This is a genomic window from Mesorhizobium sp. P2_F5, from assembly GCF_056403715.1.
The window spans coordinates 338,593-359,859 of sequence record NZ_JBFUEY010000001.1; the positions used below are offsets into that span (position 1 = coordinate 338,593).

Sequence of the window (21,267 nt, forward strand, 5' to 3'; positions counted from 1 at the left end):
GCTGGCTCAAGTCTCGGTTTGCCGAGGACGTACCAAAAAATAGATTGCCACGATGTGCGTGATCATCAGCAGCGGTACATAGATGACCGGGATCGCGTAGGTGCCGCCCAGCCACTCCGCGTGCGCGGGAAGGTTGACCTGTATGGCATGGTAGTAGTCGACGACGATGTCGACAGTTCCCACGAGATTGAAGGCGACGACGAACAGCCAGAACAGCGAACGTATCCTCACCGTGAGCAGCGCCAGCATGGCCAGCACGCCTGTTGCGAAGTCGCCATAGGCGGCAAAGGTGGCGAAGCTGGAAGGTAGATCGGGGCTGACGACGCCCGGAAGGATGAAGACCAGCCCGAAGAAGCGGAAGCTGTGGAGGGTAGCGATGGCGCGTTGCGCCGCGACCCCTTCCATCGCGCTTAACCACGGCCAAATATAAGCGCCAAAGCAAAGCAGCCACGCGACATAGCCTAGAACGAGATGGATTTGGAACAGGACTTCCGTCGACATTTGGCCTCCCATCATCAGTTGGTTCACACGGCCTCGAACACCGCGGTCAGGACGCCGAGCCGGCCTTGCATGAGATTTCGTCCCAGGTTGGTCGAGAGCTCAGCGAAGTCCGGTCCCATCACCACGCCGAGATTTGGTGAAGGCGGCGGCCCGGATGCGCGCAGTTGCGCGAACCAGGCCTTGGCGGTCTCGGTGTCGTCTTGCCATGCCAGCACGCGGAAGCCGGCCGGTTCGATCGTCTCGCCCGTCGCTTCGGCTGTGAGGAGGAAGCTCGTCGCCGGCGTTCGCGCCCAAGGCAGCGGATAGTGCGGCTCGCCAATGACCGAGACGACGTCGAAGGTGGCAAACCTGCCGCCAGGCTTCAGCACGCGCCGGATCTCACTGTAGAGCCGCGCCCGGTCGGAAATGTTCATCGCCACATGCTGCAGCAGCGCGACGTCGAAACGGCCATCATCGAATGGTAGCCCCAGCGCGCTGGCAATCTGGAATGACAGCTGCCCGCTCTGTCCCGTCCGCTCGGTCAGGTAGCGCGCGGCATCCACGAAAGGCTCGCTGAGGTCGACGCCGGTAACCAAGCAGCCATGGGTCGCGGCCAGAAAGCGCGCCGGCCCGCCGACGCCCGAACCGACGTCCAGAACCGACATGCCGGCCGCGATCCCCGCCAATTGGGCAAGCTCGGCGGTGGCAGCAAGCCCACGGGTGTGAAACTGGTCGACGGCACCCAATTGCTGGGGCGTAAGACGCTGATCCTCCGGGCCGAGGGCAGCCAGTACCGTCTTCAGCCGCTCGGTCAGGCCGGTCGCGCGATAATGGTCACGCACGCCATCAAGTTCATCGGTCATGCAATATATCTCCTGGGCAAGATATCTCTGGGCAAGATGTCTGACTTGCCGCTCTTACCTAAGCCCGCTTCCATAATTCGAYCATCCGCTGTAATCAGAACAACCTATGAAGCAGAACTACACAATCCGGCATGGCGCCCTGGAGGGCGTGGAGGTCTTCCTGGCAGTCGCCAGGCACCGCAACTTCCGCCGTGCCGCCGCCGATCTCGGAGTGACGCCATCCGCGGTGAGCCAGGCGGTGCGCACGCTGGAAGCCCGTATGGGTGCGGCGCTGTTCGCCCGCACGACGCGGAGCGTCGGTCTGACCGAGGCCGGCCAGCGCTTCCTCGACCGCGCCGGACCTGCCTTCGAGGAGATCGTCGCGGCCGGCGAGGCCGCGCGCGACGTCGGCCAACGGCCGACGGGGCTGCTGCGCCTATCGGTGCCCCGTTCCGTCGTGCCCTTGATCCTGGAGCCGATGATCGCGTCGTTCTGCCGGGCCTACCCAGAGATCGAACTGGAGATTGCCGCGAGCGACGAGATGGTCGATCTGGCGACCGGCGGCTTCGATGCCGGCATTCGCTTGGGACAGTTCATCGCGCCCGACATGGTCGCGGTGCGACTTACGCCATCGTTCTCGTTTGTAGTTGTCGGCAGCCCCGACTATCTCGACCGCCACGGCTGTCCCGAGCGTGTCGACGACTTGCGCCACCACGCCTGCCTGCGCTTGCGCCGCTCGAACGGCGCCCTTGCGCCCTGGTCTTTCGCCGACGGCAACGAGGCGGTCGAGGCGATGGTCACAGGCCCGCTGATCGCGCACGACTATCCGACGTTGCTGGGGGCTGCGATGCAGGGCGTCGGGCTGGCGCAGACGCCTCGACCCGTCGCTGAAGGTCCGATCGCCCAGGGAAAACTCAAGCCGGTGCTGGAGGGCTTGGCCGCCGCGACGCCAGGCGTCTTCCTCTATCATCCCGGCAAGCGCCAAGTCCTGCCGAAACTGCGCGCTTTCATCGATCACCTCAAATCTGCGGCTTGAGGCAATGAATGGGTAGAAAGCGGCGGAAGCGCTGAAGAAGTGAGTAGTCTGACGGCGAAGATCCCGGACGGAACCAAACCGCCAGAGGCTGAGTTTTTCTCCTAGATGAAGGAGAACGAAATGCAGATCCAAGGCGTTTATGCGGCACTGACAACCAAGGATATGAAACGGGCTGAACAGTTTTATTCGATCTTGTTCGGGCGTGGGCCGGACGATCGTCCGATGGACAATCTCATCCAATGGCGCGACGTTGCTGGGGCCAACATTCAACTTTTTCGCGACGAAACCAACGCCGGTCACGGCCGCTGCACTATTGTCGTTCCGCAAATGTCCGTTGCCCGACAGGAACTCGCACGTGCGGGCTTGTCGGTTCGGGACGAGAAGGCCGGCGAATTCGGGAAGATTGCACAGCTTAACGATCCCGATGGCAACCTGATCACCTTGGCGGAACCTCCCTCAAAGTAAGTTCCACTGATCGTCAGAGGGCCGGACCTAACCGGACAGGGCTCCCATCATGGAAGCGCGACAGGCGGAAACGGCTGAGATCGTGCCCGGTCTGGTTTCCCTGAATCAGGTCGGCAACGACGCGCCCTATGCCAGGCCCGACACCGAAGCCGTGGCCGCTCATTCCCGTCGCGACGAACAGACCGCCGATTGCCTCTACCCGATCCACGACGGGGACGACGTCGGGCATGGCGTCGATCATGCCGCCCCAGCCGGCCTTCAGGCGAACGGTTTCGAACTGTGGAAAAAGGCGTTTGAAATTGCGTTCTATCGATCGCAATTTGGCGGGTTCCGGGGCCGGGTTGAGCACCCGCTTTCTCTCGAAAGGGCTCTGCGAATCCGGCGCCCAATCGCGCGGGGTCGACCAGCCATCGGGGTAGCCTGATGGCGCGAACGGCAAGTAGCGTGTTCCCAGCGGACTGTCCCTAAGGGCGGGCAGATATTTGGTGGCGTGGCGGAATGCATCAGGCCCCAGGTAAAGCAAATGGCTGCTCCCCGGGGCGAGCGTGTAGCCGCCATCCTGCCGGCGCCTGAAAGCGATGTGGTCATCAGCCGCCGCGCCCGGATAGATCTCAGGCAAGGGCTCCGTTGCGGCTGCGGTCACCCTGACGCTGAGCTGGGGGATGGACACGCCGTGTCTTCGCAAAAGCAGGGATGACCAGGCGCCGCCCGCAACCAGTACGCTGGAGGCCTCGATATACCCCGCCTCGGTCCACACGCCCTTGATCCTGCCGGCCGAGATCTCGAGTGTCCGTGCTGCGCAATTCTCGACGATTTTGACGCCTTTTCGCACGGCAAGCCGGGCAAGCGCCGGCACCGCCAACCAAGGCTCCGCACGCATGTCGGAGGGTGTCGTCATCGCGCCGTTGAACTTGCGCGACGTGCCTTTGATGAGTTTCGCCGTTTCGTCGCCGTCCAGGAGGCGCGTGTCGAGCGCATGGATCGCCGCGATCTTCATGAATGCTTCGAAGCCGGCCATGTCCTTGTCCGAGTTCGCCAGGTAGGTCACGCCTGTCTGGGTCAGCCCGATGTCTTCGCCGCACTCCTCAGCCAGTTGCCGCCACAGGCGAATAGCCTCGATGACAATGGGCAACTCGTCGGCGTCTCGTCCCTGCTTTCGTATCCAGCCCCAGTTTCGCGAGGACTGTTCGGCCGCAACGCGTCCCTTCTCCAGCAGCGTCACCGGAATGTTGCGCTGCGCCAGGAAAAGCGCCGTCGTTACGCCAATAACACCGCCGCCAACGATCACCACCTCCGAACTCTTCGGCGGTGGGCCAGGATGCTGGATTGTATCCGCTTCGGAGAACGGGAATGTAGGCAAGTGGCGCACCCTGTAGGCTGGTCGATGGCTCTGGCTGACTGGTTGCCACCCCCTAGAAGCCAAAGCAAGGACAGGGCCAGGCAGACCGTTGTCCCACGACACTTCAATCTATCCGCAGTCAAACGTCCGCAAGGTGTCGAACTCGGTCTAAAGGAGTGACTGGGTTGATCCCTAAACCGGCGCGCCCGCCACCGAACCCCTGACCACCAGGTCGACCGACCAGACCTCGCCGCGGGCGCCCTCTTCCAGGCCGGAAATGCGCGCCGCCAGCCGCTCGGCGACGCGGGCGCCGGCAAGGCGGATCGACGAGCGCGTCGTCGACAGCGGAACGGAGAAATTCTCCGGCTTTAGCCATGGGAAGACGTCGTCATGGGCAATCAGCGACAGGTCGCCGGGAATGGTCAGGCCGAGATCGCGCACCGCGCGCACGACGCCGAGCGACATGATCAGGCTGGATGAGCAAGGGCATCAAGGGGCGGCTTGGTGCAGCCTCCTGAAATCACACGTCGCTGAGCGAGGCCGCAGTCCTACGCTGCTTGGCTTGCGGGTTGACGATATCGGCTTGTCCTTCGCCGCTCATCATGGCCCACAGGTTCTTGGCCGCATGCCAGCCGATGGCCTGAGTTCCTTCTGTCGTCCAGGCCGCGACATGTGGGGTGCACAAGACGTTGGGTAGCGAAAACAGCGGATCGTCGGTCTTCGGCGGCTCCTGGTCGAACACGTCGAGCGCCGCACCCGCGATTTGGCCATTGGCCAGCGCTGCTCGCAGGGCTGTGTAGTCGATCAGCGACCCGCGCCCGGTGTTGACGACGATGGCTGACGGTTTCATCTTCGCGAACGCGGCGGCGTTCAGGATGTGATGGTTATCCGGGCTCGGCGTTGCGTGCAGCGTCAGGAAGTCGGATTGCTCCATCAGGGTGAAGAAGTCGACGAGTTCGATGCCTGGAGGCGCTTCCTTCAGGAAGGGATCGTAGGCAAGGATGCGGGTCTCCCAGCCCGACAGCCGTTGCGCCACGCCACGGCCGATGCGACCGAGGCCGAGGATGCCGACGGTGGCGCCGCGCAGCGTCGCGCCATGGGTCAGGCCGCGCCACCCGCCACGCCGCATGAATTCGGGCGTCCACGTGCCAAGTTGTTTGGCAACCGCCAGCATCAGGGCGACCGCGTGCTCGCTGACCGTGAAGATCTGAAAATCGTTCGGCGTACTCGAAACCAGAATGCCGTGCTCGGTGGCGGCGTCGATGTCGATGCTGTCGACGCCAATGCCATATTTTGAGATGTAGCGCAGATCCGGAAGCGCCTGCATCACGCGCCTGGTGATGCGGGTGCCGCTTGCCCCCATCAAGGCGACACAGCCATGTGCCTTGGCAATCAGCTCATCCTCGGTGAAGCGCTTGAACGGCATTTCCCAGAGCGCATTGCCGAAAATGACGTTGACCCCACGCTCGCGCAGCCAGTCCAGCGAGGCATCAGTCGGGTCGTAGCGTTCAAATGCGAGAACGCTGGGCAAGCCTTGAGCGCTCATGATGGTGGCGATCTCCTCAAATACCTTCGAATTCTCCCGACGGAACAGTTCTTGCCGATTTCAATCCGCTTCGAAGCGCCGTCCGGGCTGGTTGGTCCGTCGGCCGCGGAAAATGCGCTGGCAGGTGTTGGACAGATGCGTGCGCATTCCCCGCGTTGCCGGGCAGCGGCTTGAGTGCTCAACCGCAATCGCTGCCGGAGGGGGCGCAACGCATCTTAAGCATGCTTCTTTCCTAGGGCATATCGGACCCACGGCCTAAGCCTCGCACACGACCGTCCAAAAAAATAGCGCAGCAGAGGTCCTGCATTCACTTTTCCTGGCTATAGCGGGAGTATCTCCGCCTCAGTTGGCGGCGTTGGTCGAGGCGCGAAGTACGCGGTCAGTGCCGTCGAGCACGATCTGGTCGCCCAACCCACATCGCGCCAGAAGCAGGAGTGCATCGCGTCCGCTTTCCGGGACGCATGTATGTCTGCTCCACGGCTGATGTTGGGCGCGTAGGGGCCATTCGCGTCGTGGAAGACGGACGTAGGCTTTGGCTCCAGCTCGATCGCTACATGTGATTGAGTTCTGACCCTATACCGGCGCGCCCGCCACCGAGCCCCTGACCACCAGGTCGACCGGCCAGACCTCGCCGCGGGCGCCCTCCTCCAGCCCTGATATCCGCGCCGCCAGCCGCTCGGCGACGCGTGCGCCGGCAAGGCGGATCGACGAGCGCGTCGTCGACAGCGGAACGGAAAAATTCTCCGGCTTCAGCCATGGGAAGACGTCGTCATGAGCAATCAGCGACAGGTCGCCGGGAATGGTCAGGCCGAGATCGCGCACCGCGCGCACGACGCCGAGCGACATGATCAGGCTGGAGCAGGCGATCGCGGTTGGCGGCTCGCTCTGTTCGAGCAGGCGCCGGGCGGCGCGATAGCCGTTCTCCTCGGTCATCGTCACCGAGCAGACATGGCGCTCGCCGAGCGTCAGGCCGCTGGCGGCCAGCGCTCGGCGCATGCCGCGCTCACGGTGGATGGCGAAGGTCTCGCGGTCGTCGCCATTGATCAGCGCGAGGCGCCGGTGGCCGAGCTGGACCAGCAGCCGGGCCGCCTCGTGGAAGGCGCCCTCATTGTCGATGTCAGTGAACGGGTAGTCGAAATCGAAGCCGTCGCTGCGGCCATGGACGATGAAGGGGATGCCGAGCGTGTTGACCAGCGCCACCCGCCGGTCGGCCGGCCGTGGCGAGGAGATGTAGACCGCGTCGACCTGTCGGTTGGCGACGATGCGGCGATAGGTGGTCTCCTGGTCGTCGGCATCTGCCGGCGACAGAACGAGGTCGAGTTCGTGCGAGCGGGCATAGTCGCCCAGACCGGAGAGGAATTCGACGAAATGCGGATCGATGTCGACCGACGCGCCGGTCGGCAGGACATAGCCGATCATGCCGGTCTTGCCGGTCGCCAGCCGGCGCGCGCTCGGGTTGGGCCGGTAGCCGTGGCGCTTGGCGGCATCCACCACGCGCCGGCGGGTTTCCTCGTTGACCTCCGGATAGCCGTTGAGCGCACGGCTGACCGTTGTCTGCGACAGAGCCAGCATATGGGAGAGCTGCTTCAGGTTCACCGGGAGGTCTCCAAGCCTCAAAGCGCTTTTAATTTTGAATCCACGCTGCCGCCACGACGGGCGCCGCCGAGCCCATCGACCATACGCACTGGTCTGGCCAGTTTGAAGCATAATATGCTGCTGCACCGCCAAAAAACTATGCTGCAGTGCACTTTATCAAGTGTTGCAGCATGAAATTAAATCGATTAGCCTACTACCCTCTTGACTTCCGTTGGATTCAATGGCGAGATCAAAAGGACCAAAGCGCTTTGGAAGACTCTTTCGAAAGGTTGCGGTTCCTTTCCGAGTGAGTCACAGTCCTGCGGCGTCGGCGGACGGAATGGAGGTTCCGTCCGGGTGTATGTGACCACTGGGAGGAATACCGATGAAGAAGATGCTTCTGCTTGGCGCAGCGTTTACCACGCTGGCCTTGACCCTGCCGGCGCAAGCCGAACTGAAGTTCAAGCCGGGCGAGGACCCGCGGTTCAACTGGGCCAACTACGAAGAGCTGAAAAAGGTCGATCTCAAGGGCGAGACGCTGACCATCTTCGGGCCATGGCGCGGCGAGGACGAAGGCCTCATCCGCACGGTTCTCGAATATTTCCAGGAAGCCACCGGCGCCGAGATCAAATACTCCTCGTCGGAGAATTACGAACAGCAGATCGTCATCGACACCCAGGCCGGCAGCCCGCCCAACATCGCCGTGCTGCCGCAGCCGGGCCTGATCCAGGACCTGGCCTCCAAAGGCCTGCTGACGCCGCTGGGCGACGACACCGCCAAATGGGTCAAGGATAATTACGGCGCCGGCCAGTCATGGGTCGACCTCGGCACTTTCAAGGACAAGGACGGCAAGCCGGGCTTCTTCGCCTTCCCCTACAAGGCCGACGTGAAATCGCTGGTCTGGTATTCGCCGGACAATTTCGAGGAAGCCGGCTACAAGGTTCCCAAGACCCAGGAAGAACTCGCCGATCTCGAGAAGAAGATCGTCGCCGACGGCGGCACGCCGTGGTGCATCGGCCTCGGCTCGGGCGGCGCCACCGGCTGGCCGGCGACCGACTGGGTCGAAGACATCATGCTGCGCACCCAGGCGCCCGACGTCTACGACAAGTGGGTGAAGAACGAGATTCCGTTCAACGATCCGGCGGTGGTCAATGCCATCGACATCTTCGGCAAGATCGCCACCGACGACAAGATGGTCGACGGCGGCGCCAAGGCGGTTGCCGCGACCGACTTCCGCGACAGCCCGAAGGGCCTCTTCTCGGTGCCGCCGAAATGCTATTTGCACCATCAGGCCTCGTTCATCCCGACCTTCTTCCCGGAAGGCACCAAGGTGGGTCAGGACGCCGACTTCTTCTACTACCCGCCCTATGCCTCGAAGCCCGAGCTTGGCACGCCTGTGCTCGGCGCTGGTACGCTGGCCATGATCACCAAGGACTCGAAGGGCGCGCGCGCTTTCATCGAATTCCTGAAGATGCCGCTGGCGCATGAAATCTGGATGGCCCAAGGCGGCTTCGTGACGCCGTTCAAGTCGGTCAACAAGGATGCCTATGCCAGTGACGCGCTGCGCAAGCAGGGCGACATCCTGGCCAACGCGTCGACCTTCCGCTTCGACGGCTCGGACCTGATGCCGGGCAAGATCGGCGCCGGCGCCTTCTGGACCGGCATGATCGATCTGGTCGGCGGCAAGTCGGCGCAGGATGTCGCCACCGACATCCAGAAGAGCTGGGACGCGATCAAGTAATCAGTGGGCAAGTAATCAGCGGCGAGTCAGCAGCCGCTCAGGCTGCAGTTTTTAGGACGTCCTCCACAGACGGGATCCGGGCCTTGTTGGCCCGGATCCGACCGGCACAGTGTGCCGGACCGATTTGCGTTCGTTCGTTCCGAATAACTTAAATCGGCGCATTGCCACATCGCCAGGGCTGTTCAAGGCCCGGCCGATCATGCGCAGGGAGAGGGACCCATGGCTGCTCAGATCTTCTCGGCCATTTTTGTCATCATCATCGGCGTCGGCGGCTGCGTCGCCTATTTCTGGGGCGCCAACAAACTGGTCGACCTGATATTCCCGTCGCGCGGTGTCGCCGGGGCTGCAGCCATCGACAATCTGCGCCGGCAAGGGCTGGTCCGTCCGTGGCTGTTCGTCGGCCCGGCGATGATCATCCTCACCGTCTATCTGATCTATCCGGTGGTGGCGACGCTCTGGCTGTCCTTCCTCGACCGCGGCGGCCAGCACTTTGTCGGCTTCGCCAACTATGAATGGGCGTTCGGCGACCGCGAGTTCCGCAACTCGATCCTCAACAACATCATCTGGCTGGCGGTGGTGCCGGCGGCGTGCACCTTCCTCGGGCTGATCATCGCCGTGCTCACCGACAAGATCTGGTGGGGCACGATCGCCAAGAGCCTGATTTTCCTGCCGCTGGCGATCTCCTTCGTCGGCGCCAGCGTGATCTGGAAATTCATCTACGAATATCGCGGCGAGGGCCAGACGCAGATCGGCCTGCTCAACGCCATCATCCAGTATTTCGGCGGCCAGCCGCAGGTCTGGATATCGCTGCCGTTCTGGAACAATTTCTTCCTGATGATCATCCTGATCTGGATCCAGACCGGCTTTGCCATGGTCATCCTGTCTTCGGCATTGCGCGGCATCCCCGAAGAGACACTCGAAGCCGCCGTCATCGACGGCGCCAATCCGTTCCAGATCTTCTGGAAGATCATGGTGCCGCAGATCTGGGGCACGATCGCCGTGGTCTGGACGACGATCACCATCCTGGTGCTGAAAGTATTCGACATCGTGCTGACCATGACCAATGGCCAATGGAACAGTCAGGTGCTGGCCAATCTGATGTTTGACTGGATGTTCCGCGGCGGCGGTGATTTCGGCCGCGGCGCGACCATCGCCATCATCATCATGATCGCGGTCATCCCGATCATGGTCTGGAACATCCGCCAGGCGAACAAAGAGACGGGAGGACATTGAGATGGCCGTCGCAACCGGAAAATCCTTTGCCAGCCGTTTCGGCGTCCACATCGCCGTACTCATCTTCGTCGCCATCTGGACCGTGCCGACGCTCGGCATCCTGGTTTCGTCGCTGCGCGACAAGGACCAGATCATCGCCTCGGGCTGGTGGAACTCGTTCTCCAGCTCCACCCAGACCGAAGCCGGCCGGTTGCCGCCGGCCTCGGCGCAGGTCGAAAAGGACGGCAAGTTCGTGCTTGCCGGCAACATCTTCGGCGACGCTGCCGCCCGCAACATCAGCGCCTTCGGCGTCAAGTCGGCCGCGCCGACGCAGTATCCGGCAGGAACGACGGCCGATCTCGGCGACGGCGTCACCTTGCAGCTCAATGCCGACGGGACTTTCGTCATGTCGTCGCCGAAAGCCTTTGAGGGCGACCGTGGCCAGCGCGTCTATTATGCCTCGTCGGCGCCGCCGAAATTCACCACCGACAATTACAACACCGTGTTGTTTTCAGAAGGCATCGGCCGCTCGTTCATGAACTCGCTGACCGTCACCATTCCGGCGACCGTCATCCCGATCCTGATCGCGGCTTTCGCCGCCTATGCACTGGCCTGGATGCGCTTTCCCGGCCGTGCGCTGCTGATCGCCGTCATCATCGGCCTGCTGGTCGTGCCGCTGCAGATGTCGCTGATTCCATTGCTCAAACTCTACAACGGCGTCGGAACTTTCTTCGGCGTTCCGTCGAAAACCTATCTCGGCATCTGGCTGGCGCATACCGGCTTCGGCCTGCCCTTCGCCATCTATCTCTTGCGCAGCTACATTGCCGGTCTGCCGCGAGAGATCATGGAATCGGCACGTATCGACGGCGCCAGCGATTTCGAGATCTTCGTCAAGATCGTGCTGCCGCTGTCGTTCCCGGTGCTGGCCTCCTTCGCCATCTTCCAGTTCCTGTGGGTGTGGAACGATTTGTTGGTGGCGATGGTTTTCCTCGGTACCGAGGGCGATCAGATCGTGCTGACCGCCAAGCTTAATGCGCTGCTCGGTTCGCGCGGCGGCGACTGGGAGATCCTGACGACATCGGCCTTCGTGACCATCATCGTGCCGCTGATCGTGTTCTTCTCGCTGCAGCGCTATTTCGTCCGCGGGCTGCTGGCCGGCTCGGTCAAAGGAGGTTGAGACTGATGCAATCCGCTTTGAAGGCGACCTCGAAACCCGATCTCGCCATCGATCGCGACTGGTGGCGGGGCGCGGTGATCTACCAGATCTATCCGCGCTCCTACCAGGACTCCAATGGCGACGGCATCGGCGATCTCAAGGGCATCATCCGCAGGCTGCCCTACATCGCTTCGCTGGGCGTCGATGCCATCTGGATTTCGCCCTTCTTCAAGTCGCCGATGAAGGATTTCGGCTACGATGTCTCGGACTATTGCGACGTCGACCCGATGTTCGGCACGCTTGCCGATTTCGATGCGCTGGTTGCCGAAGCCCATCACCTTGGCCTCAAGGTGATGATCGACGAGGTGCTGTCGCACACCGCCGACATCCATCCATGGTTCAAGGAAAGCCGCGCCAACCGCAGCAACCCGAAGGCCGACTGGTATGTCTGGGCCGACGCCCGGCCCGACGGCACGCCGCCCAACAACTGGCTGTCGATCTTCGGCGGCTCGGCCTGGCAGTGGGACACCAGCCGCCAGCAATATTATCTGCACAATTTCCTGTCAGAGCAGCCGGACCTCAACTTCCACAATCTGGAAGTCCAGGACGCGCTGCTCGACGTCACCCGCTTCTGGCTGGAGCGCGGCGTCGACGGCTTCCGGCTCGACACCATCAATTTCTACTTCCACAGCCAGGGGCTGGAGAACAATCCGCCGCTGCCGCCGGAAGAGCGCAACGACCAGACCGCACCTGCCGTCAACCCCTACAACTACCAGGACCACATCTACGACAAGAGCCGGCCGGAGAACCTTGCCTTCCTCGAACGGTTCCGGGCGCTGCTCGACGAATATCCGGCGACCGCCGCCGTCGGCGAAGTCGGTGATTCGCAGCGCGGGCTGGAAGTGGTCGCCGCCTACACGGCCGGCGGCAAACGCGTCCACATGTGCTATTCCTTCGATTTCCTGGCGCCGGAAAAGATCAGCGCCGCCAAGGTGCGCCAGGTGCTGGAAGCCTTCGGCAAGGTCGCCAGCGACGGCTGGTCATGCTGGGCCTTCTCCAATCATGACGTGATGCGTCCGGCCTCGCGCTGGGCCGCCGATGAGACCGATCCGGCCGCCTATCTCAAGGTGATCTCGGCGCTGCTGATGTCGCTGCGTGGCTCGGTCTGCCTCTATCAGGGCGAGGAGCTTGGGCTGGGCGAAGCCGAGCTTAAGTTCGAGGATCTGCAGGACCCGTACGGCATCCGCTTCTGGCCCGAATTCAAGGGTCGCGACGGCTGCCGCACGCCGATGGTGTGGGACGCCACCGCCAGCAATGCCGGCTTTTCAACGGCCAAGCCCTGGCTGCCGGTGCCCGGCAAGCATTTGTCGCAAGCGGTCAATGTTCAGCAGGGCGACGCCGCCTCGCTGCTCGAGCACTACCGGCGCTTTCTCGGCTTCCGCCGCCAGCATCCGGCGCTGGCCAAAGGCGACATCGAGTTCATCGAAAGCGAGGGCGACACTGTCGCCTTCACCCGCCGTGAGGGCAATGAGCAGATCGTCTGCGTCTTCAATTTGGCCAGCAGGCCGGCCGAGGTCAATCTCGGCGGCCAGGCGCTGCAACCACTGCCAGGGCACGGTTTTTCGGGACAATCCGGCACCGGTTCCATCCGCCTCGGCGGCTACGGCGCCTGGTTCGGGCGTATCGACTGAGTTTTGACGAAACTGAATTTCTTGAGGAAATCTCTAGGGAAATCACTGGGAGGAAATCATGGCCGATGTCACGCTGAGACAAGTGAAGAAATCATACGGCAATCTACACATTCTCCACGGCATCGACCTCGACATAACGTCGGGCGAGTTCATCGTCTTTGTCGGTCCGTCGGGCTGCGGCAAGTCGACCTTGCTGAGGTCCATCGCCGGGCTTGAGGAAATCACCTCCGGCGAGCTGAAGATCGCCGGCGAGGTGGTCAACGACGTGCCGCCGTCGAAGCGCGGCATCGCCATGGTGTTCCAGTCCTACGCGCTCTATCCGCACATGACCGTCTACGACAACATGGCGTTCTCGATGAAGATCGGCAAGGAAAGCAAGGCCGAGATCGACAAAAGGGTGCGGCAGGCAGCGGAGATCCTGCAGCTGACCAAATATCTCGACCGTCTGCCCAAGGCGATGTCGGGCGGCCAGCGCCAGCGCGTCGCCATCGGCCGCGCCATCGTGCGCAACCCGAAAGTGTTCCTGTTCGACGAGCCGCTTTCGAACCTCGACGCCGCATTGCGCGTTGCTACCCGCATCGAAATCGCCAAGCTCAAGGAATCGATGCCCAACACGACGATGATCTATGTCACCCACGACCAGGTCGAAGCGATGACGCTGGCCGACCGCATCGTCGTGCTGAAGGACGGCCATATCGAGCAGGTCGGCACGCCGATGGACCTCTACAAGAAGCCCGGCAATCTGTTCGTTGCCCAGTTCATCGGCTCGCCGGCCATGAACATCCTGCCGGCAACGATCGACAAGACGGGCGATCCGACCATTGTCAGCCATGTCGGCGGCCGCAAGGCGACGGTGCCGATCGCGACGCCGGCGTCCGCCAAGGGCGCGGCGGTCAGCTTCGGCGTGCGGCCGGAGGATCTGTCGGTCGCCACCGGCGCGGAATATCTGTTCGAGGGGGTGGTGGACTATGTCGAGCAGCTCGGCGAGGTCCAGCTGGTCTATGTCGACATCGGCCGCGCCGACCTGCCTCTGGTGACCAAGCTGCCCGGCAATGTCGAGGTCAAGCGCGGGGCAAAGCTGCGGCTGACCGCGGATGCCGGCGACCTGCACATCTTCGACGCCGACGGACACTCCTTCTCGCTCAAGCCCCTGGAAGTGAAGGCGGCCTGAGAGCCGGCTCCTCGTATCGGCATGAAAAAAGAGCGGCGGGCCAGGCCCCCCTTCAACAGCTTGTAGACCGGCGAACCGGTGTTCGGTACCGACGACGTGCGGGTATTGTCGACGTTGACGGTCGCCTGGTTGTCGACGGCGCTTGAGCCGACATTGTCGTTGCGGGCATAAGCACTGCCGGCGGCAATCAAAAGCGCAGCGGCAGCAAGAGCAATCTTCTTCATTTCAAGTCTCCTGAATTTCATCATGCGGCAAAGCGGCCGGTGATCCCGCCGCTCTGCGTCTTGTTCGATGTTCGACTGGGATCGTTTTCGGAAAAACTCTGAGGTCAGATCCCGATCGGCTGTTAGCGGTTGCCGAAGAGGTTACGGTCGGCGCCCTGTGCAGGGGCCTGAGCAGCCGAATCCGACTTCACGATAGCAGCGGTATGGCCGCTGTCGGTCGACGTAACCGCAGGCTGGTTCGAACCATTGGAACTGTAATTGTCGCTACCAGCGAAGGCGCTGCCGGTGATGGCCAAAACGGCGGCGGCAGTAAGGATGATCTTTTTCATTTTTAGTACTCCAGTTTGTCTGTCCGTCTAGCGGCGTGTCCTGGGAGGATTTCGCGTCGTTCGGACAGCCCCGATGTGGGAAAGCCATAGGCTGGTTTCCAATCACGAAGTTGTTCCGTGTGGACCACGACTCTGCACCTTGAAATTGTGCCAGAGAGTTCCCTCATGGTGCTTTATTGCATTGTTTTCAGATAGTTATGTCGAACCGAGCGGTTCGCTCCGGTGTCAGCTTTCGGGCCGTCGTTCACACCGTCCTGCACGCATTGTCAACAGAAACGAACCGTTCGGTTCGATTTTAGAGATCGCTAATAGTAACTTTTCGATACTGTTAACCTATTTTGCCGGCGCAGGGGGCTGGATTCGAAGCGATTCGAAACGGCGAGGATCGCTTCCCAAGACAGGATTTCAGCCGTTCAGTCGTCGGCTGAAGCGCATGCCGCGCGTGTCGCGCCGCATGGATACGATGTCGCTTTCATGCCGATGTCGCGATCGCTGCCGTGGTTAGATGATCACATCTCAGGTGCCGCTTCGTGACGACGCAGCGGAGAATTGGGAAGCCGGTCAGAATCCGGCGCTGCCCCCGCAACGGTGGTGGAGTTCAAGTCGCAACGGGAGACCACTGGGCAACAGCCTGGGAAGGTGTCGCGATGGTCCGCAAGGACAACTCCAGAGCCCGGAAACCAGCCCGAGATGCTTGAACTCGACTGATCGCGGTGGGCGGTCAAGAGGTGGGTAGCGCATGTCCGGCGGCTTGCCGGCCTGCGGCCGATCCTTCCTCCATCACCACCAAGTTCAGTCCTTAAACCACGAGGACGGAACTATGGATGCGCGCAACGATATGCTGAGGCTCTTGAATGGCCGCAAGCAAGGCTTTTCGCTGGAACAGCCCTTCTACACCGACCCGGACTATTTCAAGCTCGATATGGAGCTGATCTGGTATCGCGACTGGCTGTTCATCGGCCATGATTGCGAGCTGCCGAAGCCCGGCAGCTATATTACCGTTCAGATCGGCGACTATCCGGTGGTTCTGGTCCGCGACCAGAAGGGCAACATCAACGCCTTTCACAATTCCTGCCGCCATCGCGGCAGCCGCGTCTGCAACACCGAGAAAGGCACGGCGGCAAAGCTCGTCTGCCCCTATCACCAGTGGACCTACGAGCTGGATGGCCGGCTCTTGTTCGCCCGCCAGATGGCCGAGGGTTTCGACAAGAGCCAGTTCGGCCTGAAGCCGGTCGCCTGCGAAAGTGTGGCCGGTTACATCTTCATCTGCCTGGCGAAAGAACCTGCCGACTTCGCGCCGATGCGCGCCATGATCGAGCCCTACCTCAAGCCGCATCGGCTGAATGAAGCCAAGATCGCTTTCGAATCGACCATCGTCGAGAAGGGTAACTGGAAGCTGGTCTGGGAAAACAACCGCGAGTGCTATCACTGCGCCGGCAACCATCCCGAGCTCTGCAAGACCTTCCCGGAAGCGCCGACGGTGACCGGCGTGCAGGGCGCCGACAGCGATCCGGAGATGCTGGCGCACTGGGCAAAATGCGAAGCGGCGGGCCTGCCGAGCAAATTCCGTATCGATCCGGCCGGGCAGTACCGCGCCACCCGCGCGCCGCTGCTGCGCGATGCGGTCAGCTATACGATGACGGGAAAGCGCGCGGTGACGAAGAATCTGTCCGACACCGTTGCCGCCGACCGCATCGGCACCTTGATGCACTATCACTATCCGACGACCTGGAACCACATCCTGATCGACCATGCGGTCACTTTCCGGGTTCTGCCGATCAGCGCCACCGAAACCGCGGTGACGACAAAGTGGCTGGTGCACAAGGATGCCGTCGAGGGCGTCGACTACACCATCGACGAACTCATTCATGTCTGGACCGAGACCAACGACCAGGACCGCCGCATCGTCGAGGAAAACGCCTTCGGCATCCTGTCTCCCGCCTATGAGCCGGGTCCCTATTCGGAGCTGCATGAGGGCGGCGTGATCCAGTTTGTCGAATGGTACGCAGCCTTCATCGGTCCGCGCCTCGCCGAAGGCGGCCGGCCGGCGCTGCGCAGCGTGGCGTGAGCTCAAGCAGGCGAAGAAGGACCAGAGGATGAATGCGATGACGGATCTTGGCCTCTATCGCCATCTCGACCAGATGGCGCCGTGGAACGACAGGCTGCAGGTGCTGGAAGTGATCGGCGTCGCCGACGAGGCGCCTGACGTAAAGACCTTCACCTTTCGCTCCGACAACCAGACCTGGTTCCGCTACCAGCCGGGCCAGTTCTTGACGCTGGAACTGCCGACGCCGGACGGGCCGCTGATGCGCACCTACACGCTGTCGTCGTCGCCGTCGCGGCCATTCTCGATCGCGGTGACGGTGAAGGCGCAGGCCGGCAGCATCGGCACGCGCTGGATGTTCGACCATCTGGTGCCCGGCTCGCACGTCAAGGCCTATGGGCCGGCCGGCGACTTCTCACTGCACAGCCACCCAGCGGCTAAATATCTGTTCATTTCGGCCGGCTCCGGCGTGACGCCGATGATGTCGATGCTGCGCTGGCTGAACGACTGCGCGCCATGGACAGATGTCGGCTTCGTCAATTGCGCGCGGCGTGCGGAAGAGATCATCTTCCGCAAGGAACTCGAACTGCTCGGCGGCCATATGCCCGGCCTATCGCTCGGCTTCATGATCGAGGAACGCTCGAGCCGTGAAGGCTGGTACGGTCATATGGGCCGCATCGACGCGATCCGGCTGCCGCTGCTGGCGCCCGACTTCCGCGAACGCGAGATCTTCTGCTGCGGCCCCGATCCGTTCATGCGCGCCGTGCGCGGCATGCTGGATGCCGCCGGCTTCGACATGACGAAATACCATCAGGAGAGCTTTGCCGCGCCTGCGGTGGAGGAAGTCCCGGCGCCGTTTGCCTCACCCGCCGAAGACGGCACTGCTGTCCCTGGCGAAGCCGTGACGCCGATCCGCTTCTCGCTTTCGGAGGTCGACGCGGACTGCGTCGCCGGCCAGACCGTGCTGCAGACAGCGCGCAGCTCGGGTGTGCGGATACCTGCGGCCTGCGAGTTCGGCCTGTGCGGCACCTGCAAGGTGAAGAAGGTCTCCGGCGCTGTCGAGATGAGCCACAATGGCGGCATCCTCGACCACGAGATCGATGACGGCTTCATCCTTGCCTGCTGCTCGAAACCGTTGTCGGCGCTCGAGATCGAGGCCTGAGCGGCGCCGACATCGCCGCAACTGGTCACGAGGCGCAGGCATGGCGCTCGCGGGTCTTAGTCTTGCCAAGCAAGGGCCAACTGATCTAGACGCACCTTTGGAAGGGCCTGCCAGACCGTGAACCGGGGGCGATCCCTTCAGGGGCGTCCGCGACGGGGATAGAGCGATGCAGCAGCGGGTCTACGCGATCGTCGCTGTCGCCCGGGCGCGCGAGGCGGGCATTGTACTGACCATGCTCGACGAGGTCCTGGCCTTACGCCGCTCTCTCGACGTCGTAAGGCTGGCCATGCAAACGCGGGCAGGGAAGAAGACCGAGTGATGGCCAAGGCTCTTCGCCGCATCGGCCGCCGGTTTCCGGACTATGGGTGGTCATGGCCCACAGGCGGCCTCGACCAGCTGCTAAAGGCCGCATTGTTGCCTGATGAAGAGGCGGCCGGCCGTTACGCTGCGCGTTGGCTCGATGACAACGACATCGACCATGTCTCCTTCCGTGAACATCGGCTGCTGGCGGCGATCTCCGACAGGTTTGGCCGCAAACTCGCCGGCCACCCGGCGCATCCACGCCTTGTCGGCCTGCAAAAGATGCTGTGGACCAAATCGCGGCTGGCGATGCGTGAGGCCGAGCCTGCCCTTCAGGCCATGGTCGGTGCCGGCTGCGCGGTCATGCTGATCAAGGGCGCCAGCCGCATCGCGGTGAACGCATCGGCGCAGCGCGGCCGGGTGGCGCACGACATCGACATATTGGTGCGCCCGCAAGACATGCTCGCCGCCTTCGACGTGCTGACGCAGCGCGACTGGCAGATCGCAACCGGCGTCAGCCCGCAGTTCCTGCGCACCAGGCTGGCGTCGTTGCGATCGATGAATTTCTTCAAGGGTAATTTCGGCGATATCGACCTGCACCAGCAGGCCTATGACGGATCGCAGCAAAGCGCGGAAGATGATCTGGCGATCTGGCAGCGGGCGCGGTTTGCCGAGTTCAACGGCGTCCGCCTGCTCGTCCCATCACCTGCCGACCGCATGACGCTCGCCATCGCGCATGGCGGCCTCGATGCCCATACCCACAGCGACTGGCTGGTCGACTGCGCCGTCGCCATCCAGGGCGGCGAGGTCGACTGGGACGTATTTGCCGACATCGTCGCCAGGCGCCACCTGGCCGTCGCCGCGGCGGTGGCGCTGTCCTACCTCAGCCTGGAGATCGGCATTGCGGTGCCACCGGGCGAACTCGCACGAACGGTAGCGAGCGCCGATCGCGCCGGCCTGTCGCGCTGGTCCTCGGTCTTGCAAGCCAAGCCACGCACCGATTTCGGTGGCCTCGTCTGGCTGTCGCGCGGCTTTGCCAAGCAACTGCGCCTGAAACGCAAGAAAGGCCGCCTGCAGCAGCCGGCAGCAACCGTCTGGCGCGGCAAGCCGGTCTTGCGCAGGGCAAAGCCGGCGCCGGCGGCCTTTGCGCTTTCGCAGGCTCTGCCGTCTCCGAACATGGCTGGCGAGATGATGCTGGACGTCACCGTCAGGATCGTCGTTCCGCCGGTGCGCCGCCGAATCGAAATGGAGATCAATGCCGGCGGCCAGCATGTCGCCCGCCTGCGCTCGCTGGTGATCAGCCGCGCCGGCGGGGAAAAGGTGCTGCATTTTCGCGGTCGGGTTAGCCTGGGGGAGGCCGGCCGGGCGCTGATGCTCGAAGCCCGGCCGTCACGCCAGTTCCGCACCTGGGACAATGAGGCCGAAATCGCCGCCTATGGCGCATTGCCGTTCCAATTGCTGTCGGCACGGTTTTCGCCAACCCGCTAGAGCAATTCCAGGAAAAGTGTGGGCGGTTTTCCCGGGAAAAGCGCGGAGCGCTTTCCCTTGGGAATTGCGTAAAAACAAAGACATATCTGTTCAGACGCCGTAGCGCTCGGTGCGGATGATGTCCGCTGATATGCCGGCGTCGATCAGCGCCTGGGCGGCCGCCGAGACAAAGGCGTTCGAGCCGCAGACGAAGGCGAGCGTCGGCGGTTGCGGCAGCCGCGCCAGCGCCTGCATCACCATTGCCGTGTCGATACGCCTCGAATAGTCGGACGGGCGCCGTGCCGCCTCACGCGTCAGCGTCAACACGAGGTCGAAACCGTCGCGGTGGTCGTCGAGACCGATCAACTCGTCACGGAAGATCACCTCATCCCAGACCCGCACCGAAAACATCAGCGCGACCGGCTCCGCCGATTTGCGCAAGGTCCGGTGACGCACCATCGCCATCAGCGGCACCACGCCGGAACCGCCGCCGACCAGAAGCAGCGGCCCGCCATCGCTGTCGGACCAGACGAAATGCCCGCCAAGCGGTCCGCGCAGCTCGATCTCATCGCCGACCGCCGCCACCTCGTGGAAAAAGGGCGAGACCTCGCCGTCGTCGAGTTTTTCGATCGCCAGCTCGATCGTGGCGCCGCTTTCCGGCGCCGAGGCGATGGAATAGGAGCGGCGCGCCTGGTAGCCGTCAGGCGCCGTCAGCCTGACGTCGACATGCTGTCCGGCGCGATAGGCAAAAGGCCGCGACAGCGCAAAAAAGAAACTGGTGACGCGCGGCGTGCGCTTTTCGATCCGGGTGATTTTCGCCGTCTGCCAGGGAGATTGCGGCGCTTCGCTCATGGATCGCCGCTATAGCGCTGTTCGCGCCACGGATCGCCATAGATGTGATAGCCGCGCAATTCCCAGAAGCCCGGCTCGTCACGCTCGGTGAATTGCAATCCGTTCAGCCATTTGGCCGACTTCCAGAAATAGAGATGCGGCACCAAAAGCCGCGCCGGACCGCCATGGTCCGGCGTGATCGGCTTACCTTCGTAGAGCAGCGCCACCATCGCCTTGCCGGTGGTGAGATCCTTGGCCGGCACATTTGTGGTGTAGCCGTCGAACCCATGTGCCAGCAGGAAGCCGGTCGGCGCTTCGATGCCGGCATCGGCGAGAATGTCGTCGACCAGCACGCCTTGCCAGGCGGTGTCGAACTTGGTCCAGGCGGTGACGCAATGGATGTCGCGAGTCATCTTGGTCAAGGGCAGCGCGTTGAACTCGGCCCAGTTCCACTTCTTGATCGGGCGCGGCCCGTGCTTGAGCGTGAACGACCAGTCCTCGGTGCGCACCCGCGGCGTCGGCCCCGCCGACAGCACCGGAAAACCCTGTTCCAGATACTGCCCGGGCGGGATGCGCGCATCGGTCTCGGTTGGAGGCTTTCGACTAGAGAAAAAACCGCGAGTGGCCATCGGGACTTGTCCGTTTGCTGCGAGCCG

The 21,267-nt window shown here is 62.8% G+C and carries 19 protein-coding genes, 2 pseudogenes and 1 riboswitch; of the genes and pseudogenes, 11 read left to right on the top strand and 10 right to left on the bottom strand.

Annotated features, from left to right (window positions below; genetic code table 11):
• Positions 1-6 precede the first annotated feature (6 nt).
• On the bottom strand, positions 7-501 hold the full coding sequence (locus tag AC1DYO_RS01600; RefSeq protein ID WP_477259646.1) for a hypothetical protein: 495 nt from the start codon (positions 499-501) through the stop codon (positions 7-9).
• A 23-nt stretch (positions 502-524) separates the two neighbouring features.
• A complete protein-coding gene (locus AC1DYO_RS01605; protein WP_477259648.1) occupies positions 525-1,343 on the bottom strand; it encodes a class I SAM-dependent methyltransferase in 819 nt (272 codons plus the stop codon).
• 106 nt (positions 1,344-1,449) lie between these two features.
• Here AC1DYO_RS01605 and AC1DYO_RS01610 point away from each other — a divergent pair, with 106 nt between their 5' ends.
• Positions 1,450-2,358, top strand: a complete 909-nt coding sequence (locus tag AC1DYO_RS01610; protein WP_477259650.1) for a LysR family transcriptional regulator — start codon at positions 1,450-1,452, stop codon at positions 2,356-2,358.
• A gap of 120 nt (positions 2,359-2,478) precedes the next feature.
• Positions 2,479-2,823 carry a VOC family protein gene (locus AC1DYO_RS01615; RefSeq protein ID WP_477259652.1) on the top strand — a complete coding sequence of 115 codons (345 nt, stop codon included), beginning with the start codon at positions 2,479-2,481 and terminating at the stop codon, positions 2,821-2,823.
• Positions 2,824-2,836: 13 nt separating this feature from the next.
• Here AC1DYO_RS01615 and AC1DYO_RS01620 read toward each other — a convergent pair whose 3' ends face one another.
• The 4 genes and pseudogenes from AC1DYO_RS01620 to AC1DYO_RS01635 form a co-directional block, all read right to left on the bottom strand.
• Positions 2,837-4,183: an NAD(P)/FAD-dependent oxidoreductase gene (locus AC1DYO_RS01620; RefSeq protein ID WP_477259654.1), complete on the bottom strand. Its 1,347-nt coding sequence runs from the start codon at positions 4,181-4,183 to the stop codon at positions 2,837-2,839.
• Positions 4,184-4,354: 171 nt separating this feature from the next.
• Positions 4,355-4,639 (bottom strand): annotated as a pseudogene (locus AC1DYO_RS01625) (substrate-binding domain-containing protein); the annotation flags it as partial.
• A 43-nt stretch (positions 4,640-4,682) separates the two neighbouring features.
• Positions 4,683-5,708: a hydroxyacid dehydrogenase gene (locus tag AC1DYO_RS01630; RefSeq protein WP_477259656.1), complete on the bottom strand. Its 1,026-nt coding sequence runs from the start codon at positions 5,706-5,708 to the stop codon at positions 4,683-4,685.
• 573 nt (positions 5,709-6,281) lie between these two features.
• Positions 6,282-7,304 carry a substrate-binding domain-containing protein gene (locus AC1DYO_RS01635; RefSeq protein WP_181056708.1) on the bottom strand — a complete coding sequence of 341 codons (1,023 nt, stop codon included), beginning with the start codon at positions 7,302-7,304 and terminating at the stop codon, positions 6,282-6,284.
• 364 nt (positions 7,305-7,668) lie between these two features.
• Here AC1DYO_RS01635 and AC1DYO_RS01640 point away from each other — a divergent pair, with 364 nt between their 5' ends.
• From AC1DYO_RS01640 to AC1DYO_RS01660, 5 genes are all read left to right on the top strand, one after another.
• A complete protein-coding gene (locus tag AC1DYO_RS01640; RefSeq protein ID WP_477259659.1) occupies positions 7,669-9,024 on the top strand; it encodes an ABC transporter substrate-binding protein in 1,356 nt (451 codons plus the stop codon).
• Between the two features lie 219 nt (positions 9,025-9,243).
• Positions 9,244-10,257, top strand: a complete 1,014-nt coding sequence (locus AC1DYO_RS01645; RefSeq protein ID WP_477259661.1) for a carbohydrate ABC transporter permease — start codon at positions 9,244-9,246, stop codon at positions 10,255-10,257.
• A gap of 1 nt (position 10,258) precedes the next feature.
• Positions 10,259-11,413: a carbohydrate ABC transporter permease gene (locus AC1DYO_RS01650; protein ID WP_477259662.1), complete on the top strand. Its 1,155-nt coding sequence runs from the start codon at positions 10,259-10,261 to the stop codon at positions 11,411-11,413.
• A gap of 5 nt (positions 11,414-11,418) precedes the next feature.
• Complete coding sequence (gene bglA, locus AC1DYO_RS01655) at positions 11,419-13,083, top strand: beta-galactosidase BglA (RefSeq protein WP_477259664.1); 1,665 nt, start codon at positions 11,419-11,421, stop codon at positions 13,081-13,083.
• 58 nt (positions 13,084-13,141) lie between these two features.
• The gene (locus AC1DYO_RS01660; protein WP_477259666.1) at positions 13,142-14,254 is read left to right on the top strand and encodes an ABC transporter ATP-binding protein; all 1,113 of its coding nucleotides are present in this window, start codon (positions 13,142-13,144) and stop codon (positions 14,252-14,254) included.
• Positions 14,255-14,319: 65 nt separating this feature from the next.
• Here AC1DYO_RS01660 and AC1DYO_RS01665 read toward each other — a convergent pair.
• Together AC1DYO_RS01665 and AC1DYO_RS01670 are read right to left on the bottom strand one after the other, a co-directional pair.
• Positions 14,320-14,502 (bottom strand): annotated as a pseudogene (locus AC1DYO_RS01665) (DUF680 domain-containing protein); the annotation flags it as partial.
• A 98-nt stretch (positions 14,503-14,600) separates the two neighbouring features.
• The gene (locus tag AC1DYO_RS01670) at positions 14,601-14,807 is read right to left on the bottom strand and encodes a DUF680 domain-containing protein (RefSeq protein WP_477259668.1); all 207 of its coding nucleotides are present in this window, start codon (positions 14,805-14,807) and stop codon (positions 14,601-14,603) included.
• 501 nt (positions 14,808-15,308) lie between these two features.
• Positions 15,309-15,510: riboswitch (cobalamin riboswitch) on the top strand.
• Positions 15,511-15,627: 117 nt separating this feature from the next.
• Between AC1DYO_RS01670 and AC1DYO_RS01675 the strand changes: the two genes are divergently transcribed.
• The 4 genes from AC1DYO_RS01675 to AC1DYO_RS01690 all read left to right on the top strand — a co-directional run bounded on the left by AC1DYO_RS01675 (position 15,628) and on the right by AC1DYO_RS01690 (position 19,801).
• Positions 15,628-16,875, top strand: a complete 1,248-nt coding sequence (locus tag AC1DYO_RS01675; protein WP_477259670.1) for an aromatic ring-hydroxylating oxygenase subunit alpha — start codon at positions 15,628-15,630, stop codon at positions 16,873-16,875.
• Between the two features lie 37 nt (positions 16,876-16,912).
• Positions 16,913-18,013, top strand: coding sequence for an FAD-binding oxidoreductase (locus AC1DYO_RS01680; RefSeq protein WP_477259672.1), 1,101 nt, complete (start codon positions 16,913-16,915; stop codon positions 18,011-18,013).
• A gap of 166 nt (positions 18,014-18,179) precedes the next feature.
• Positions 18,180-18,332 (top strand): hypothetical protein, encoded by a 153-nt coding sequence (locus tag AC1DYO_RS01685; protein ID WP_477259674.1) that lies wholly within the window; start codon positions 18,180-18,182, stop codon positions 18,330-18,332.
• On the top strand, positions 18,332-19,801 hold the full coding sequence (locus AC1DYO_RS01690) for a nucleotidyltransferase family protein (protein ID WP_477259676.1): 1,470 nt from the start codon (positions 18,332-18,334) through the stop codon (positions 19,799-19,801). Before AC1DYO_RS01685 ends, AC1DYO_RS01690 begins: the two co-directional genes overlap by 1 nt.
• Positions 19,802-19,891: 90 nt before the next feature.
• Here the strand turns inward: AC1DYO_RS01690 and AC1DYO_RS01695 are convergent, their stop codons facing one another.
• Both AC1DYO_RS01695 and AC1DYO_RS01700 read right to left on the bottom strand, forming a co-directional pair.
• Positions 19,892-20,632 carry an FAD-binding oxidoreductase gene (locus AC1DYO_RS01695; protein WP_477259678.1) on the bottom strand — a complete coding sequence of 247 codons (741 nt, stop codon included), beginning with the start codon at positions 20,630-20,632 and terminating at the stop codon, positions 19,892-19,894.
• On the bottom strand, positions 20,629-21,240 hold the full coding sequence (locus AC1DYO_RS01700) for a molybdopterin-dependent oxidoreductase (protein WP_477259679.1): 612 nt from the start codon (positions 21,238-21,240) through the stop codon (positions 20,629-20,631). Before AC1DYO_RS01700 ends, AC1DYO_RS01695 begins: the two co-directional genes overlap by 4 nt.
• Positions 21,241-21,267 lie beyond the last annotated feature (27 nt).